This is a genomic window from Ereboglobus sp. PH5-5 (assembly GCF_029504805.1).
In the GTDB taxonomy this organism is placed as follows: Bacteria; Verrucomicrobiota; Verrucomicrobiia; order Opitutales; family Opitutaceae; genus Ereboglobus.
The window spans coordinates 35,887-50,122 of sequence record NZ_JAQFIT010000003.1; the positions used below are offsets into that span (position 1 = coordinate 35,887).

Annotated in this window: 15 protein-coding genes and 1 tRNA gene; 12 read left to right on the forward strand and 4 right to left on the reverse strand. The window is 61.2% G+C overall.

What is annotated here, in order from left to right; genetic code table 11:
- Nucleotides 1–24: 24 nt before the first annotated feature.
- Nucleotides 25–1,197, forward strand: a complete 1,173-nt coding sequence (locus tag M2103_RS02410; protein ID WP_277508515.1) for a sulfite reductase subunit alpha — start codon at nt 25–27, stop codon at nt 1,195–1,197.
- 75 nt (nt 1,198–1,272) lie between these two features.
- On the opposite strand, the gene M2103_RS02415 is transcribed toward M2103_RS02410, so the two are convergent.
- Nucleotides 1,273–1,349: transfer RNA gene (locus tag M2103_RS02415), tRNA-Met, on the reverse strand.
- Nucleotides 1,350–1,458: 109 nt separating this feature from the next.
- On the opposite strand from M2103_RS02415, the gene M2103_RS02420 reads away from it, so the two are divergent.
- Nucleotides 1,459–2,178 (forward strand): DNA alkylation repair protein, encoded by a 720-nt coding sequence (locus tag M2103_RS02420; protein ID WP_277508516.1) that lies wholly within the window; start codon nt 1,459–1,461, stop codon nt 2,176–2,178.
- A gap of 16 nt (nt 2,179–2,194) precedes the next feature.
- Here M2103_RS02420 and M2103_RS02425 read toward each other — a convergent pair whose 3' ends face one another.
- Nucleotides 2,195–2,680: a low molecular weight protein arginine phosphatase gene (locus tag M2103_RS02425; RefSeq protein ID WP_277508518.1), complete on the reverse strand. Its 486-nt coding sequence runs from the start codon at nt 2,678–2,680 to the stop codon at nt 2,195–2,197.
- A 217-nt stretch (nt 2,681–2,897) separates the two neighbouring features.
- Between M2103_RS02425 and M2103_RS02430 the strand changes: the two genes are divergently transcribed.
- The 4 genes from M2103_RS02430 (at nt 2,898) to M2103_RS02445 (ending at nt 6,633) form a co-directional block, all read left to right on the forward strand.
- Nucleotides 2,898–3,719 carry an AsmA family protein gene (locus M2103_RS02430; RefSeq protein WP_277508519.1) on the forward strand — a complete coding sequence of 274 codons (822 nt, stop codon included), beginning with the start codon at nt 2,898–2,900 and terminating at the stop codon, nt 3,717–3,719.
- Between the two features lie 127 nt (nt 3,720–3,846).
- A complete protein-coding gene (locus M2103_RS02435; protein WP_277508520.1) occupies nt 3,847–4,479 on the forward strand; it encodes a nucleotide exchange factor GrpE in 633 nt (210 codons plus the stop codon).
- Nucleotides 4,480–4,550: 71 nt separating this feature from the next.
- Nucleotides 4,551–5,720, forward strand: a complete 1,170-nt coding sequence (gene dnaJ / locus M2103_RS02440; RefSeq protein ID WP_277508521.1) for a molecular chaperone DnaJ — start codon at nt 4,551–4,553, stop codon at nt 5,718–5,720.
- A gap of 130 nt (nt 5,721–5,850) precedes the next feature.
- On the forward strand, nt 5,851–6,633 hold the full coding sequence (locus M2103_RS02445) for an FKBP-type peptidyl-prolyl cis-trans isomerase (protein ID WP_277508523.1): 783 nt from the start codon (nt 5,851–5,853) through the stop codon (nt 6,631–6,633).
- A gap of 151 nt (nt 6,634–6,784) precedes the next feature.
- Here M2103_RS02445 and M2103_RS02450 read toward each other — a convergent pair whose 3' ends face one another.
- Both M2103_RS02450 and M2103_RS02455 read right to left on the reverse strand, forming a co-directional pair.
- Nucleotides 6,785–7,396 carry a four helix bundle suffix domain-containing protein gene (locus tag M2103_RS02450; protein WP_277508524.1) on the reverse strand — a complete coding sequence of 204 codons (612 nt, stop codon included), beginning with the start codon at nt 7,394–7,396 and terminating at the stop codon, nt 6,785–6,787.
- A 113-nt stretch (nt 7,397–7,509) separates the two neighbouring features.
- On the reverse strand, nt 7,510–7,674 hold the full coding sequence (locus M2103_RS02455; RefSeq protein ID WP_277508525.1) for a hypothetical protein: 165 nt from the start codon (nt 7,672–7,674) through the stop codon (nt 7,510–7,512).
- Between the two features lie 263 nt (nt 7,675–7,937).
- Here M2103_RS02455 and lysA point away from each other — a divergent pair, with 263 nt between their 5' ends.
- From lysA to M2103_RS02485, 6 genes are all read left to right on the forward strand, one after another.
- Nucleotides 7,938–9,242, forward strand: a complete 1,305-nt coding sequence (lysA, locus tag M2103_RS02460) for a diaminopimelate decarboxylase (protein ID WP_277508526.1) — start codon at nt 7,938–7,940, stop codon at nt 9,240–9,242.
- Between the two features lie 71 nt (nt 9,243–9,313).
- Nucleotides 9,314–10,093: a 3-methyl-2-oxobutanoate hydroxymethyltransferase gene (gene panB, locus M2103_RS02465; protein WP_277508527.1), complete on the forward strand. Its 780-nt coding sequence runs from the start codon at nt 9,314–9,316 to the stop codon at nt 10,091–10,093.
- A 97-nt stretch (nt 10,094–10,190) separates the two neighbouring features.
- A complete protein-coding gene (gene dnaX, locus M2103_RS02470; protein WP_108824181.1) occupies nt 10,191–11,369 on the forward strand; it encodes a DNA polymerase III subunit gamma/tau in 1,179 nt (392 codons plus the stop codon).
- Between the two features lie 83 nt (nt 11,370–11,452).
- On the forward strand, nt 11,453–11,872 hold the full coding sequence (locus M2103_RS02475) for a hypothetical protein (RefSeq protein ID WP_277508528.1): 420 nt from the start codon (nt 11,453–11,455) through the stop codon (nt 11,870–11,872).
- A gap of 76 nt (nt 11,873–11,948) precedes the next feature.
- Nucleotides 11,949–12,602, forward strand: a complete 654-nt coding sequence (locus tag M2103_RS02480; protein ID WP_277508529.1) for a SagB/ThcOx family dehydrogenase — start codon at nt 11,949–11,951, stop codon at nt 12,600–12,602.
- 31 nt (nt 12,603–12,633) lie between these two features.
- Nucleotides 12,634–14,154 carry a tryptophanase gene (locus M2103_RS02485; protein ID WP_277508530.1) on the forward strand — a complete coding sequence of 507 codons (1,521 nt, stop codon included), beginning with the start codon at nt 12,634–12,636 and terminating at the stop codon, nt 14,152–14,154.
- The last annotated feature ends 82 nt before the right edge of the window (nt 14,155–14,236 follow it).

Below are 14,236 nucleotides of genomic sequence, written 5' to 3' on the forward strand. Positions count from 1 at the left end.
CATTTTTTTTACTCGTCCTTAATCATGTCTTCAGCAGTCGAAACCGCCTCCGCCTTTACAAAGGACAACCCTTTCCACGCCAAAGTTGTGGAAAACCGGCGGCTTAATCGCGTCGGCTCCGCAAAGGAAACCCGGCATGTCGCCATCAGCATCGAAGGCAGCAACCTCGTGTATGAAGCGGGCGATTCGCTCGGCGTTTACCCGCAAAACCGCCCGCAGGATGTCGCCGAAATCATCAACCTGCTCGGCGCAAACGGCGACGAGCCCGTCTCGCCCGCGCTCCTCAAACTCCCCGCGCCCGTTTCCCTTCACGAGGCGCTGCTCTCAAAACTTTCGCTCACCCGACCGACGGGCAAAATACTCGAAGCTCTCGCCGCCCGCGCCACCGACGCCGGCGAACAAACACGCCTCGCCGGACTGCTCGCCCCGGAAGCCAGGGAACAGCTCGCCGCCTACCTCGCCGAGCGCGAATACGTTGACATCCTCGGCGAATTCCGCAGCGCAAGGCTCGCGCCGCAAGAGCTTGTCGATCACCTGCGCAAACTCATGCCCAGGCTTTATTCCATCGCGTCCTCGTCAAAACAGCACCCCGACGAAATCCACCTCACCGTCGCAGTCCTTCGCTACATGATGAACAACCGCGAACGTGTCGGCGTGTGCTCCACGTTTCTTGCCGATCGCGCGGGGCTCGGCACGGCGTCCGTCCCCATTTTTATCTCCAACTCGCACTTCGCCCCGCCGCGGGACACGTCCAAGGACATCATCATGGTCGGCCCCGGCACCGGCATCGCGCCCTTCCGCGCGTTCATGCAGGACCGCGTCGCATCCCAGTGCAGGGGCCGCAACTGGCTCTTCTTTGGCGACCAGCACAAAAACACCGATTTCCTCTACGAGCTGGAATGGCAGAACTACCTCGCCAAGGGCCAGCTCTCCAAGCTCACACTCGCGTGGTCGCGCGACCAGCAACAAAAAATCTACGTTCAGGATAAAATGCGGGAAAACGCCGCCGAACTCTGGGACTGGATTAAAAACGGCGCGCATTTCTACATTTGCGGCGACGCCAAGCGCATGGCCAAGGATGTCGAAGCCACCCTGCTCGAAATCATCGCCCAGCAAGGAAACATGGACGCAGCCGCGGCCGCCGATTACGTCAAGGATCTGAAAAAAGACAAACGCTACCAGCGAGACGTCTATTGAGCGCGGACGACGCGCCCCCTAAAAAAACGCCCGCAAAAAAAGCCCTCCCGAGCAGATGGGAGGGCTATTGGAAATTGGGTGCAGGGGTTGGATTTGAACCAACGACCTTCAGGTTATGAGCCTGACGAGCTACCAGGCTGCTCCACCCTGCAACAAATCAAGAGTCGTGAAAGCTGTGAGGCGCGAACGCGGGTGTCAATGGCTTTTTGGGGCTTTTCTATTTTCAGCAAATCGTCTTTCTGCGAAAAACAATCGAACTGCATGAAAAAAAGCAAAGCCCCGGTCCCTCCCGCAAAAAATCCGCGCCTGCTGGCGGGCGAACTCGTTGCGAAAATCCGCGCGCAATTTTCCCAGCACAATGTCGACGGGCAGCGACGGTTCGGCATCACGCCCTCAACGGAACAACTGGGCGTGAGCATGGCGTATTTGCGCCAGCTCGCCCGCGGGCACCGGCGCGATCAAGAGCTCTCGCTCGCGTTATGGGCGATCACTCCGCCCATACACGAGGCGCGTTTGCTGGCGGCGCTCACCGGCGATCCGGGAAAAGTCACCCGCCGCCAAATGGACGCGTGGGCGCGGACGTTCGACTCGTGGGACATCTGCGACATTTGCTGCATACACCTTTTCCGGCGCGCGCCGTTTGCCTTTGAAAAAGCCGCGCAATGGAGCGCGCGCAATGCCGCGAAGGACACCTTTGTTAAGCGCGCCGGCTTCGCCCTGATGGCCTCGCTCGCCGTCCACGCAAAGGACGAGCCCGACACTACATTCCTCGCATGGCTGCCGGTCATCCGGCGCGAGGCGAACGACGATCGGAATTTTGTGCGCAAGGCGGTCAACTGGGCGCTGCGGCAAATCGGAAAACGCAACCCTCGCCTACGCCGCGCGGCCATCGCCGAGGCAAGGCGTATTCGGAAAATGGATACCAAGGCCGCGCGCTGGATCGCGGCGGACGCGCTGCGCGAATTGGAGTCACTGCCGTAAGGCGGGGCGCCCCGCGCTACCCTTTCTTCTCCGCGACCAGGCCGCGAAGGAAGCTTACGATCGACGGAATCGCCTCGACCATCTCGTCGCGGCTGGCCTCGTAAACCTTGATCGGGCCGCCGAAGGGATCGGCGATTTCGCGGCTCGCGTTTCCCGGCAAAAACTCGCGAAACAAATACAAGTGCCTGGGCGGCGGGTCGAAGTTCATCAGGATCGCCGCGCGGTGCGACTCGGTCATGCAAAAGATCGCCAGCGCGTCCTCGACCAGCTCCCGCGTGAGCGGCTGCGCGCGATGCCCCGACAGGTCAACGCCCACTTTTTTGAGCGCGACGACCGAGTTTTCCGAAACCGGCTCGCCCCTGTGCGCCACGATGCCGGCGGAAACGACCTTGAGCGATTTCAACGGCTCCGACTGGCCGAGCAAGGCGTGTTGCAACAGCGCCTCGGCCATCGGGCTTCGGCAAATATTGGCGGTGCAAATGGTGAGGATGTGACCGGGCATTTGTTTGTGTGCGCCGGATTAAGAACACAAAATGCGCGTTGCGCCAGCGCGTTTGCATCGCCCCCCGCATAAAGCGCCCCGGCGCGCGAAGCCCCCTTGAAATATCCGGTTAAAATGACCGTTTTGCAAAATGGTTCTTTCCGAGACCGCCCGGGTGCTGTAACAACGCGCGTTCATAGAATTTTCGCGTCGTTCCAACCTTCAAACACTATTCATCATGTCCAAGGAAACTCCCAAAAAGAAAAAAAGCCTGCTTGCGAAACTAATCATCGGGCTTGTGTCACTGGTCGTCGTCGTCGTGGCGGCGGTCGCGATCGTGTGCATCTTCTGCCTGAAGCCCATCGTGCGAAGCCAGATCGAGGGACGCACGGGCTACACGGTTAAAATTGAAAAGCTTTCGCTCAATCCGTTCACCGCAAACCTCGTCATCGACGGATTCGTGATCACAAACCCAGCAAGCGATTTCAAGACGCCGGGCTTCGTTGACCTGCATGCGCTGCACGGCAAGGTGTCGGTCTTTTCGCTGATGTCGGATCGCATCGTGGTGGAGAGCGCCACGCTCGACCTGCCCTCGGTCACGCTCGTGCGCCGCGCCAATGACGCGCCCTCGAACGCCGCGCTTTTTGCCGGGCGGCTCATGGGCGAGTCGACCGCGCCCGCCGGCAAGGACCCCGAAACAAAACCCGCCGAGCCATCGAAGCCGGTGAATTTCCTCATCAAGAAGCTCGACGTGAATGTCGGCAAAGTTGTCGTCGCCACCGAGGCCGACGACGGCGCGACCTCCAGCCGCGATTACACGATCAACTACAAGCATTCCTACGAAAACATCACCGAGCCGAAGCAGTTCATGACGACCGACCTCGCCAAGAGCCTGCTCGGCGTGGGCAGCCAGCTCAGCGACTTGATTCCGGGCGAGTTTGGCCAGAGCGTGGACTCGGTGCTCAAGGGCGGCATCAAGGTGCTCGACAATCCCGAGGAGGCTGCCAGCGGCGCGGTCCAAAGTTTGCTCGACAAACTCAAGTCAAAGAAGAAGGAATAACGCGTCACGCATTCAGGCTTGCGCAAAGGGGCTTCGCTTGCGAAGCCCTTCTGCTTTGGCAACGGGACGGTTTGCCAAAACGCGCCTCACTACGCATGCACGCCGCCGTGCCTCATCATTTTTAATCATGTCAGAAAACAAAGCTAATTCCCAAAACCAAGCCGAAGCGCCCGCCGACGAGCCCAAAAACGCCGCCGCCCCCGCCTCGCAAGCGGAGCCCGCCGCCGAAAACACCGGCGCGAAAACACAAGCCGCGCCGGCCGAGGACCAGGTTGCCGCCGCAAAAAAAGAGGCCGCCGACAACTACGACCGCTACGTGCGCGCCGTCGCCGACCTCGAAAACTTCCGCCGCCGCACATTGCGCGAAAAAGACGAGCTCCGCCAATACGCCGCCAGCCGCGTGCTCGAGGACATGTTTCCAATAATAGAGGCCGTTGCGCTCGGCCTCGACGCGGCAAAAAAACCCGGCACCGAAATCGCGAGCGTGATCGAGGGCATGGACATGGTGCTCAACCAAATCAAATCCACGCTCGGCAAACACGGCCTCAAGGAAATCAATCCCGCGCCCGGCGCGAAATTTGACCCGCACCAGGAGGACGCCATCGCCATGCAACCCAGCGCGGACATCGCCGACGGCCATGTGCTGCAAGTGTTCCGCGTCGGCTACACACTCAACGGCCGCGTGCTGCGCCCCGCGTCGGTGGTTGTTTCCAGCGGCAAACCCGACGAAAAAAACGGGCCCGCGCAAAGCGAGGATTAATGCGCCCGCCACCCGCCACCCACCACTTTTCATTCACCATTATTGCACACTAGGCGCGAAGCGCCGTCACCATGTCCAAGGAAGATTATTACAGTTTGCTCGGCGTAGAAAAAGGCGCCTCCGAGGAAGACCTGAAAAAGGCCTACCGCAAAAAAGCCGTCCAATACCACCCCGACAAAAACCCGGGAAACAAGGAAGCCGAGGAGAAGTTCAAAAAAGTCTCCGAAGCCTACGAAGTGCTCAAGGACCCGCAGAAACGCGCGGCCTACGATCGCTACGGCCACGCAGCGTTCCAGCAAGGCGGCGGAGGGGGCGGAGGCGGGTTCGGCGCGGGCGGATTCGGCGGATTCCACGACGCGCGCGACATCTTCAACGAGGTTTTTGGCGGCATGGGTGGAGGCGTGGGCGGTGACGTGTTCGAGACGTTTTTTGGAGGCGGCGGACGCAGGCGCGGACAGGACGACGGCAGGCGCGACGGCTCCGACCTGCGCTACGAACTCGAAATCACGCTCGAAGACGCCGCGCGCGGCGTTGAAAAAGACATCACCTTTCGCAAGGCCATGCGCTGCGAACATTGCAGCGGCTCCGGCGCGGAGCCGGGCTCGAACCGCGTCACCTGCCCAACCTGCGGCGGCGCGGGCCAGGTGCGGCGCTCCGGCGGCATCTTCACCTTCACGCAAACCTGCCCGACCTGCGGCGGCTCCGGCTCGAAAATCGAAAAACCGTGCAGCATCTGCCGGGGCGAGGGCCGCGTGCCGAAAAACACCACCGTGCACATGAAAATCCCGCCCGGCGTGGACAACGGCACCCGCCTGTGCTCATACGGCCACGGCGAGGACGGGGTCAACGGAGGCAAGCCCGGCGACCTCTACGTGGATATTTCGGTGGCCGAGCACGACCACTTCCAGCGCGAGGGCGACGACCTGTATTGTGAAATTCCGATCAAGTTCACGCTCGCCGCGCTCGGCGGCTCCATCGAAGTGCCGACGCTTTTTGGCAAAGTCTCGCTAAAAGTTCCCGCCGGCACGCAAACCGGAAAGATTTTCCGAGTCCGGGGACAAGGCATGCCCAACCTCCGCCACAACAGCAGCCACGGCGACCTGCTCGTGCGCGTGCAAGTGGAGGTGCCCACCTCCCTCAACTCGGAACAGCGCAAAAAACTGGAGGAATTCGCGCAAGCCATGGGCGACCCGCACGAACCCTCCAAGAGCTTCTTCGACAAGGCGAAAAAGTTTTTCTGACGGACTGCGCGCCCCGCAACTCCATGAGAAATAGCTTTGCCATCCGCCTCCCGCTCCTGCATCCAAGCACAAATCACGGCACCAAAAGAAAAAACCGTTTTCCAACCATCCCTTAAAGAATTCAACCTGCATGAAATTAAAACACATCATCACCATCCCCGCGCTGGCGCTTGCACTCGCCGCCGGCCTCCACGCGCAAGAACCCGCGACTGCCGCTCCGGCCGCCGCTCCCGAAACCGCCCCCGCGCCGCAATTTACCGACACGCAAGTATTTGAAATGCTCGGCTGGTTCGTGGCCTCGAACATGCCCATCAACGAACTCGAGCCCACACCCGAACTCGTTGAGGCGATGATCAAAGGCACCCGCCAAGGCTTCGAGGGCAAGCCCGCTCCTTACGACCAGGAGAAAATCCAAGCCGACATGCAGCGTGTCATCATGACCCGCCAAATGGCCTATCAAGCCAAGGCAAAGGCGAAGGCGGACGAAACCGCCGCGAAGTTTTTCGGCGATCTCAAGGCCAAGACCGGCGTGGTCGCGCTGCCCAGCGGCGTGATGTATGAAGTCATCAAGCCCGGCGAAGGCGCCTATCCGAGCGCCTCGGACACCGTGAAGATCAACTATGCCGGCACGCTGGTTGACGGCACCGAGTTCGACAGCTCTTACAAACGCGGCCAACCCGCCGAGTTTTCGCTGACCGGTGTCATCCCCGGCATGGCCGAGGGACTTCAAAAAATCAACAAAGGCGGCAAAATCAAAATCTACATCCCGTCCGAGCTCGGCTATGGCGAGCGCCCGCCCCCGTCGATTCCCCCGTATGCGATATTGGTTTTCGAAGTCGAGCTGCTCGAAATCACCCCGCCGCAAGCCCCCGAGCCCGCCGCCGCAGTTCCGGCCGCCCCGGCCGCACAGTAAGACGTGCGAAACACGCGCATTTGAAATTTCAACTGATGCAAAAACCGCCGCGATTTTCGCGGCGGTTTTTTTGACTCAATCATCCCCGGATGCCGTGGCTGCGTTGTCTTGACGGGCTGGTTCTCAACCGGGTTTGGCGTTTCCGTGTTCATTATTTTGCCGGCGGCCGTTTTTCTGCGGACGTTGTTTTTTGCTTATTGCGAAACTCAAGACGCGCGCGAGTCATGCGCTCGCGAATGCCCCCTTCCGAGACGAAGGTTTTTTCGAGGCTGCTGATCTGGCGTCCCAGCAAATACCGCGCCTGATGAATGAGGCAGATGAGAATATTGGCGACGACCTCCGAGGAACGGGTTTCAAGAAACCCGCGGTATGTTCCATAGTCGTCGTTGCGAACGCGCCCGAGCTTGCGCACGAAAAGGGCCTCCCTGCTATTTTTGTCCCAGAGCGTGAGGTCACGGGTGCGAAGGAAGTCTTCGTAATCCTCAAGCAATTCGCGCAAGCTGGCACGCGCAACATTGGTAAGTTTGATTTCAGTTTCCTTGGATGTGCCGGAAGCGTCACTGCCCTCCACGATATTTTGTTTTCCGGAGCGTGCCGCCTGCACCATCTGGTCAGTAGTGCGCCAATCCCTGTCTAGGAAACGCCGGCAAAAAAGCACGGTGCCATCGTAAATGATGACCGTTTTCGAATAACTCTTCAGGTTTTTATAGCCACCGTGCGGCGGTAAAAAGCCATCGGAATCGGCATCGGGGCAAGCGGTCATGGGGAAATGGGATAATAAGACCTCTACGACCAATAAGACCCGTGGGACAACAGAAAACGTGTCACCGCCGCATCTTATCGGTCTTATGCGCCCTATTAGTCCTATCGTCGCTCTCAGAACAGCGTCAGCGCGCGCACGCTTTCGACGATCACCCATGTGCCGCCCGCGCCCAGCGCCAGATACGCGACCACCTTGGCAAAACGCAACCGCCTCATGCGCGACTCGTGATGATCCGTGCTTTTGCGCGTCACACAGCCGTTTTCCGAGATAAAACTCACAAAGCCCGAATTGCGAATCGCGGTCCTCCGAATCCGCGAATTATCCACGCGACCCATGCGGATCGCTGGACGGCGGAAAAGGTTTCTGAGCATTCGGAAAATCATTGCGGCGAGGACGTATTAGTAATGGACGCCCTGGGTTCGTTTTTTCAACAGCAAAACTGCAAATTTTTCACTTTTTATTCCGCCTCGCTTTTGCGCATCGCCACGCGCCCGCAAAACAGCCAAACATTCCTTCCTTTTTCACGATTCAAAGCACGCAAATGCACCACTTTTCATACACCGGTTCCAACCTCCACTGCGAGTCCGTCGATCTCGCCGCCGTCGCACAGCTCTACGGCACGCCCACCTACGTTTACAGCGCCGCCACGATGGCGGACAACTACAACCGCATCATCGGCGGCCTCGGCGACCTCGACGTGCATGTGTGCTACGCCGTCAAGGCCAACTCCAGCATCGCCGTGCTCCGCCATTTCGCCAACCTCGGCGCGGGCTTCGACCTCGTCAGCGGGGGCGAACTGCGCCGCGTGCTTGCCGCCGGGGCCGACCTCACCCGCAGCGTCTTCGCCGGAGTCGGCAAATCCGAGGCCGAAATCCGTCTCGCGCTCGAGTCGGGCATCCACGCCTTCCACGTTGAAAGCGAGCCCGAGCTCATCCGCATCAACCACGTCGCCGGCAAACTCGGCGTGAAGGCGGCGATTTCGTTTCGCATCAATCCCGACGTTGACGCGCTCACCCACGCCAAAACCAACACCGGCAAGGCCGATAACAAATTCGGCATCCCCATCGCGCAAGCCGCGTCCGCCTACGCCGCCGCCGCCGAATATCCCAACATCGCCATCCGCGGCGTGCAAATGCACATCGGCTCGCAGCTCACCTCCATCGCCCCGTTCGTCGAGGCCACCGAAAAGCTCGCCGCGCTCGCCGAAGAACTCAAGGCGCGCCACAACATCGAATACATCTCCATCGGCGGCGGCATCGGCATCGTCTATCAAGACGCGCTCGAAAGCGGCGCGCGCAAATGGTGGGACGACCAGCCCGAGGCCGCGCGCCCCATCACGCCCGAATCCTACGGCGCCGCGCTCGCGCCGATCTTGAAGCCGCTCGGCCTGAAAGTCCTCGTCGAACCCGGGCGCTTCATGGTGGGCAACGCCGGCGTGCTCCTCGCCCAGGTCGAATACCTCAAGCGCGGCCAGGGGAAAAACTTCCTCGTCCTCGACGCCGGCATGAACGACCTCATGCGCCCCGCGATGTATGACAGCCACCACCAAGTCGTCCCGCTCCGTCGCAACACATCGCGCCCCGCCATCACCGCCGATATCGTCGGCCCCATTTGCGAAACCGGCGACTGCTTCGCCAAGGACCGCGACATCCAGCAACTCGGCGAAGGCGAGCACGTCGCCTTCATGAGCGCCGGCGCCTACGGTTACACGATGGCCAGCCGCTACAACTCGCGCTGCATGCCCGCCGAGGTCCTCGCGCACGGCGCGACCTTCGACCTCATCAACGCCCGCGAAACTTTCGACAACATGATCGCCGGCGAAAACATCCCGGCATTCCTGAAGTAAGCCGCGCACGGCGCCCGCCGCTTGCGTCCCCGTTCGCAATTTGTAATCCGTAGTCTGTAACTTTCACACCGATGCCGAAACTCACCACGCACACACTTCGCAAACTCAAGGGCAAACAACCCATCGTCGCCGTCACTGCCTACGACGCGATCACGGCGCGCTACGCCAGCGAAGCCGGGGTGGACATCATCCTCATCGGCGACTCCGTGGGCAACACCATGCTCGGCTTTGAAACCACGGTGCCGGTGACGCTCGACATGATGTGCCATCACGCCGCCGCCGTCACGCGCGCGCGCCCCGAGGCGCTCGTCGCCGTCGACCTCCCCTTCGCCGAGGCGCACTACGGGCACGACCGGCTGCTCGCCTCGTGCCAGCGCCTCATGCAGGAAACCGGGGTCGATGCCATAAAAATCGAGGGCGGCGTCGAACTCGCCCCCGCCGTCGCGCGCATCATCGCGTCCGGCATTCCCGTGTGGGGTCACATCGGCCTCAAGCCGCAGCAAGTCCTCGCGCTCGGCCGCTACAAGAAATTCGGCTCCACCCCCGAAGAAACCGAATCGCTAATCGCCGACGCGCGCGCGCTCGAAAAAGCGGGCGCATTCGCGCTCCTTCTCGAACTCACCGACCACGAAGCCGCGCGCAAAATCACCGAGGCCGTCGGCATCCCCGTCATCGGAATCGGAGCCGGGCCGCACTGCGACGGACAAGTCCTCGTCGCGCCCGATCTCCTCGGGCTCACACCCGGCTATGTGCCCTCGTTCGCGCATAAATTCGCCGACGCCGCCGCGCAATACCACCAGGGTTTCGCCGACTACGCCGCCGCCGTCCGCGGGAAAAAATTCCCGCAATAAACCGCCCGGACGGCACCTTTTTGTTGCCGTTTCCATTTCCGCGTCCTGAACTCACGTTTCCACTTTTCTCAATCCGCACGCCGCCCCATCCCGCACAATGTCCTCCACCTACCAAGTCATAGCCCGCAAGTGGCGCCCGCAGACATTCGACGATGTCGTCGGGCAGGACCATGTCGTGCGAACCCTCAAAAACGCCATCGCGCGCAACCGCATCGCGCACGCCTACCTCTTTGTAGGCCCCCGCGGCACGGGCAAGACATCCACCGCGCGCATCTTCGCCAAGGCCCTCAACTGCACCGACGGCCCGAAGGCCGACTTTGACCCCAACGACCCCGCGTGCAAATCCATCGCCGACGGATCGCACCTCGACGTCATTGAAATCGACGGCGCCTCAAACAACGGCGTGGACCAGGTCCGTGATCTTCGCGAAACCGTGCAATACGCGCCCGCGCAGGGAAAATTCAAAATCTACATCATCGACGAGGTGCACATGCTCTCGACCGCCGCGTTCAACGCGCTTCTCAAAACCCTCGAGGAGCCGCCGCCGCACGTCAAATTTGTCTTTGCCACCACCGACCCGCAAAAAGTTCTCCCCACCATCGTCTCCCGCTGCCAGCGCTTCGACCTGAAGCCCATCCCGAACGACCTCATCATCCAGCGTCTCAAACAAATCGGCGACGAGGAAAAAATCAAAGCCTCCGACGCCGCCTACGAGTGCATCGCACGCATGGCCGACGGCGGCATGCGCGACGCGCAATCCATCTTCGACCAGATGATTTCCTTTTGCGGCAACGACATCGAGGAATCCGATGTGCTCGACGTCTACGGCCTCGTCTCGGGCGAAAAAATCGCCGCGCTCGCCGCCGCGCTCGCCGCCGGCGACCACCAAAAACTCATCGCCATCATCGACGAGTGCGACCATCAGGGCCGCGACCTCGTGCGCCTCCTCAGCGACCTGCAAGCCGTCGTCCGCAACGCCCTCATCGACGCCATCGCCAAAGGCGGTTACAGCGAGCAACTCGGCGGCGTCAAAATGACCACCGAGCAAATCACCCGCCTCCTCGACGGACTCCGCGAGGGCGAGGGCGCGGTCAAGCTCGGCCTCGCCGAAAAAATCAATTTCGAAGTCACCCTCCTCAAGGCAATCGAGGCGAGCCGCGCGCGCGCAATCGATTCTCTCATCAAGGAACTCACCGAACTCGCCGGGAAAAGTCCCGCCCCGGAAACGCCCGCCTCAAGCGCGGCCGATTCCAACAGCGAAAAAAAAAAGACCTGATTGAGACGCTTGAGTCGCGCCTCGCCGTCGCGCTCGCGGACTACAACGAAAAGGCGCGCCGCGACCGCGAAAAAAGCGCCGCCATGCCATTCATCGCCGGCAACCTCGGGGGCGGCACGCTCGCCAACAAAGTCGCAAACCAAATCGAGGAAACCCGCGCCGCGTCCGAACTCGCCGATGCCGAGGACGCCGCGCCGCCCTACGCACGGGAAAACGCCGGCGACTATGCGACCGCGACCGACGCCGGCAATTATGATGACGACATCCCGCCGTGGCTCGACGCCGAGGCCGAGCAAGCCTACCTCGCCGACCAGGCCGCCGCCGCATCCGCGATGTCCTCCGCAAACTCCGGCGAAGACCCCGAGGAGCAGGACGCATCCGGACTTCCCTCGCTCGAGAGCCTCAAGGCGCGCATCCCCGCCGAAACACTCGAGGTGTTAGAGACACTCTTCCGCGCCAAGTTCACCACCGTGCGCAAAATCCCCAAGAAACTGCTCAAGTAATGCCCCGGGAGCGCTCGTGTTTTATTTCCGCATTGCGGCACGGGGCGGATTTGTCAGCATTTCAAATTCTTTTCCCATGAGAACCCTCGCCAAAACACTCTCCCTTGTTGCCGCGCTGTGCGTGCTCGCAGCCACCGCAACCGCGCTTTCCGCGCAAGACATCGCCCTTCCCTCCCCGCAAAAAAACGGCGGCATGCCGCTCATGGACGCGCTCGCGAAGCGCTCCACCTCGCGCAGCTTCGATTCCAAGCGCAAGCTTTCGCGGCAACAACTTTCCAACCTCCTCTGGGCCGCATGGGGCCTCAACCGCGCCGACGGCAAACGCACCGCGCCCTCGGCAAACAACAAGCAGGAAATCGACATCTACGTGCTCCTCAAGCAGGGCGCTTATCGCTACGACGCCAAGGCCCACGCTCTCGTGGCCGTCGCCGCAGGCAAGGACGTCCGCGAACTCGGCGGCACGCAATCCTTCGTCAAGGACGCGCCCGTCACACTGGTGCTCGTCGCCAACCTCTCGAAACTCTCTCAAAAAACCGAGGCCGCAAAACGCGAGGTCGCCGCGGTCAACGCCGGTTTCATCGCCCAAAACATCTACCTTCATTGCGCCTCCGAAGGCCTTGCCACCGGAACGCGCATGAACATCGACCGCGAAAAACTCGGCCCCGCGATTTCGCTTAAAAACACGCAATGGGCCGTCATCGCCAACTCCGTCGGCTACGCGAAAAAATAGTCCCCCAACAAACAATTCACCTGTCATTTCCATGAAAAAAGCCTCCGCAAAATCCACCTCCAAAACCCCGTCCGCCGCATCCGCGACGGATGCCTCAAACGCCTCGCCCAAGGTAAAGTTCTTCAGCGGCGAGCACATCCCGCTCGAACTGCACAAGGTGCGCGTCGTGCAAAAGCTCCACCTCGTGCCCGTCGAGCGCCGCCTCGCCGCCATGCAGGAGGCCGGCTTCAACACCTTCCAGCTCGGCACCAAGGACGTCTTCCTCGACATGCTCACCGACTCCGGCGTGAACGCCATGAGCGACAACCAGATCGCCGCCATGATGCAGGCCGACGACGCCTACGCCGGCTCGCAAAGCTTCGCCCGCCTCCAGTCCGCCGTCGAGGAGGTGTTCGGCAAAAAATACCTCCTCCCCGCGCACCAGGGCCGCGCCTGCGAAAACATTCTCGCGCAACATTTCGTGAAACCCAACAGCGTCATCCCGATGAACTACCACTTCACGACGACGCTCGCGCACATCACGCGCAACGGCGGGCGCATCGTGGAAATCCTCAGCGACGACGCGCTCAAAATCAAAAGCACGAACCCGTTCAAGGGAAACATCGACATCGCCAAGCTCGAGGCGTCCATCGCCACGCACGGCGCGGGCAACATCCCCTTCATCCGCATGGAGGCCTCGACCAATCTCATCGGCGGCCAGCCCTTCTCAATCGCCAACATGCGCGCCGTGCGCGCCATCGCGAAGAAGCACGGCATCCTGCTCGTGCTCGACGCGAGCCTCATCGGTGAGAACGCCTATTTCGTCAAGCAGCGCGAGGCGGAGTTCAAGAACGCCAGCGTCGCAAAAATCCTCCTCACAATGTGCGACCTCGCCGACATCGTTTATTTCTCGGCGCGCAAAGTCAGCTCGTCGCGCGGCGGCGGCATCTGCTCGAACAACAAGGAAATCATCGACCAGATGAAAAACCTCGTCGTGCTCTTCGAGGGCTTCCTCACCTACGGCGGCATCTCCGTGCGCGAAATCGAGTCGATGGCCGTCGGCCTGCGCGAGACGACCGACGAGACCGTCATGTCGCAAAGCCCGCTCTTCATCGAGTATCTCGTGGGCCGCCTTGAGAAACTCGGCATCCCCGTGGTCACGCCCGCCGGCGGCTTGGGCTGCCACGTCGATGCGATGGGCTTCCTGCCGCACATCCCGCAAAAGGATTATCCCGCCGGCGCGCTCGCCACCGCGTTCTACATCGCCTCCGGCGTGCGCGGCATGGAGCGAGGCACGATGTCCAGCGTGCGCGACGTGCACGGCCACGACATCCTCGCCGACGCCGAGCTACTGCGCCTCGCGATGCCGCGCCGCGTCTTCACGCTCTCGCAAGTGAAGTATGTCGAGGACCGCCTCGCCTGGCTTTACAAGAACCGCAACCTGATCGGCGGAATCCATTTCGTTGAGGAGCCGACGGTGCTGCGCTTCTTCAACGGACGCCTCGCAGCCAACAGCGACTGGCCGCAAAAACTCGCCGCCAAGTTCCGCCAGGATTTCGGCGACAGCTTGTAACGTCTTTTACGAGTGAGTTTCAGGCCTTAGCGGATAAGGAGCGCCGCCGGGCGCGCCGGGAACCGCGGGAATCAAACACGGC

Coding starts and splice junctions, on each gene's coding strand:
- M2103_RS02410 (WP_277508515.1), top strand. CDS start 25: ATGTCTTCAGCAGTCGAAACCGCCTCCGCCTTTACAAAGGACAACCCT.
- M2103_RS02420 (WP_277508516.1), top strand. CDS start 1,459: ATGAAAAAAAGCAAAGCCCCGGTCCCTCCCGCAAAAAATCCGCGCCTG.
- M2103_RS02425 (WP_277508518.1), bottom strand. CDS start 2,680: ATGCCCGGTCACATCCTCACCATTTGCACCGCCAATATTTGCCGAAGC.
- M2103_RS02430 (WP_277508519.1), top strand. CDS start 2,898: ATGTCCAAGGAAACTCCCAAAAAGAAAAAAAGCCTGCTTGCGAAACTA.
- M2103_RS02435 (WP_277508520.1), top strand. CDS start 3,847: ATGTCAGAAAACAAAGCTAATTCCCAAAACCAAGCCGAAGCGCCCGCC.
- dnaJ (WP_277508521.1), top strand. CDS start 4,551: ATGTCCAAGGAAGATTATTACAGTTTGCTCGGCGTAGAAAAAGGCGCC.
- M2103_RS02445 (WP_277508523.1), top strand. CDS start 5,851: ATGAAATTAAAACACATCATCACCATCCCCGCGCTGGCGCTTGCACTC.
- M2103_RS02450 (WP_277508524.1), bottom strand. CDS start 7,396: ATGACCGCTTGCCCCGATGCCGATTCCGATGGCTTTTTACCGCCGCAC.
- lysA (WP_277508526.1), top strand. CDS start 7,938: ATGCACCACTTTTCATACACCGGTTCCAACCTCCACTGCGAGTCCGTC.
- panB (WP_277508527.1), top strand. CDS start 9,314: ATGCCGAAACTCACCACGCACACACTTCGCAAACTCAAGGGCAAACAA.
- dnaX (WP_108824181.1), top strand. CDS start 10,191: ATGTCCTCCACCTACCAAGTCATAGCCCGCAAGTGGCGCCCGCAGACA.
- M2103_RS02475 (WP_277508528.1), top strand. CDS start 11,453: ATGCCATTCATCGCCGGCAACCTCGGGGGCGGCACGCTCGCCAACAAA.
- M2103_RS02480 (WP_277508529.1), top strand. CDS start 11,949: ATGAGAACCCTCGCCAAAACACTCTCCCTTGTTGCCGCGCTGTGCGTG.
- M2103_RS02485 (WP_277508530.1), top strand. CDS start 12,634: ATGAAAAAAGCCTCCGCAAAATCCACCTCCAAAACCCCGTCCGCCGCA.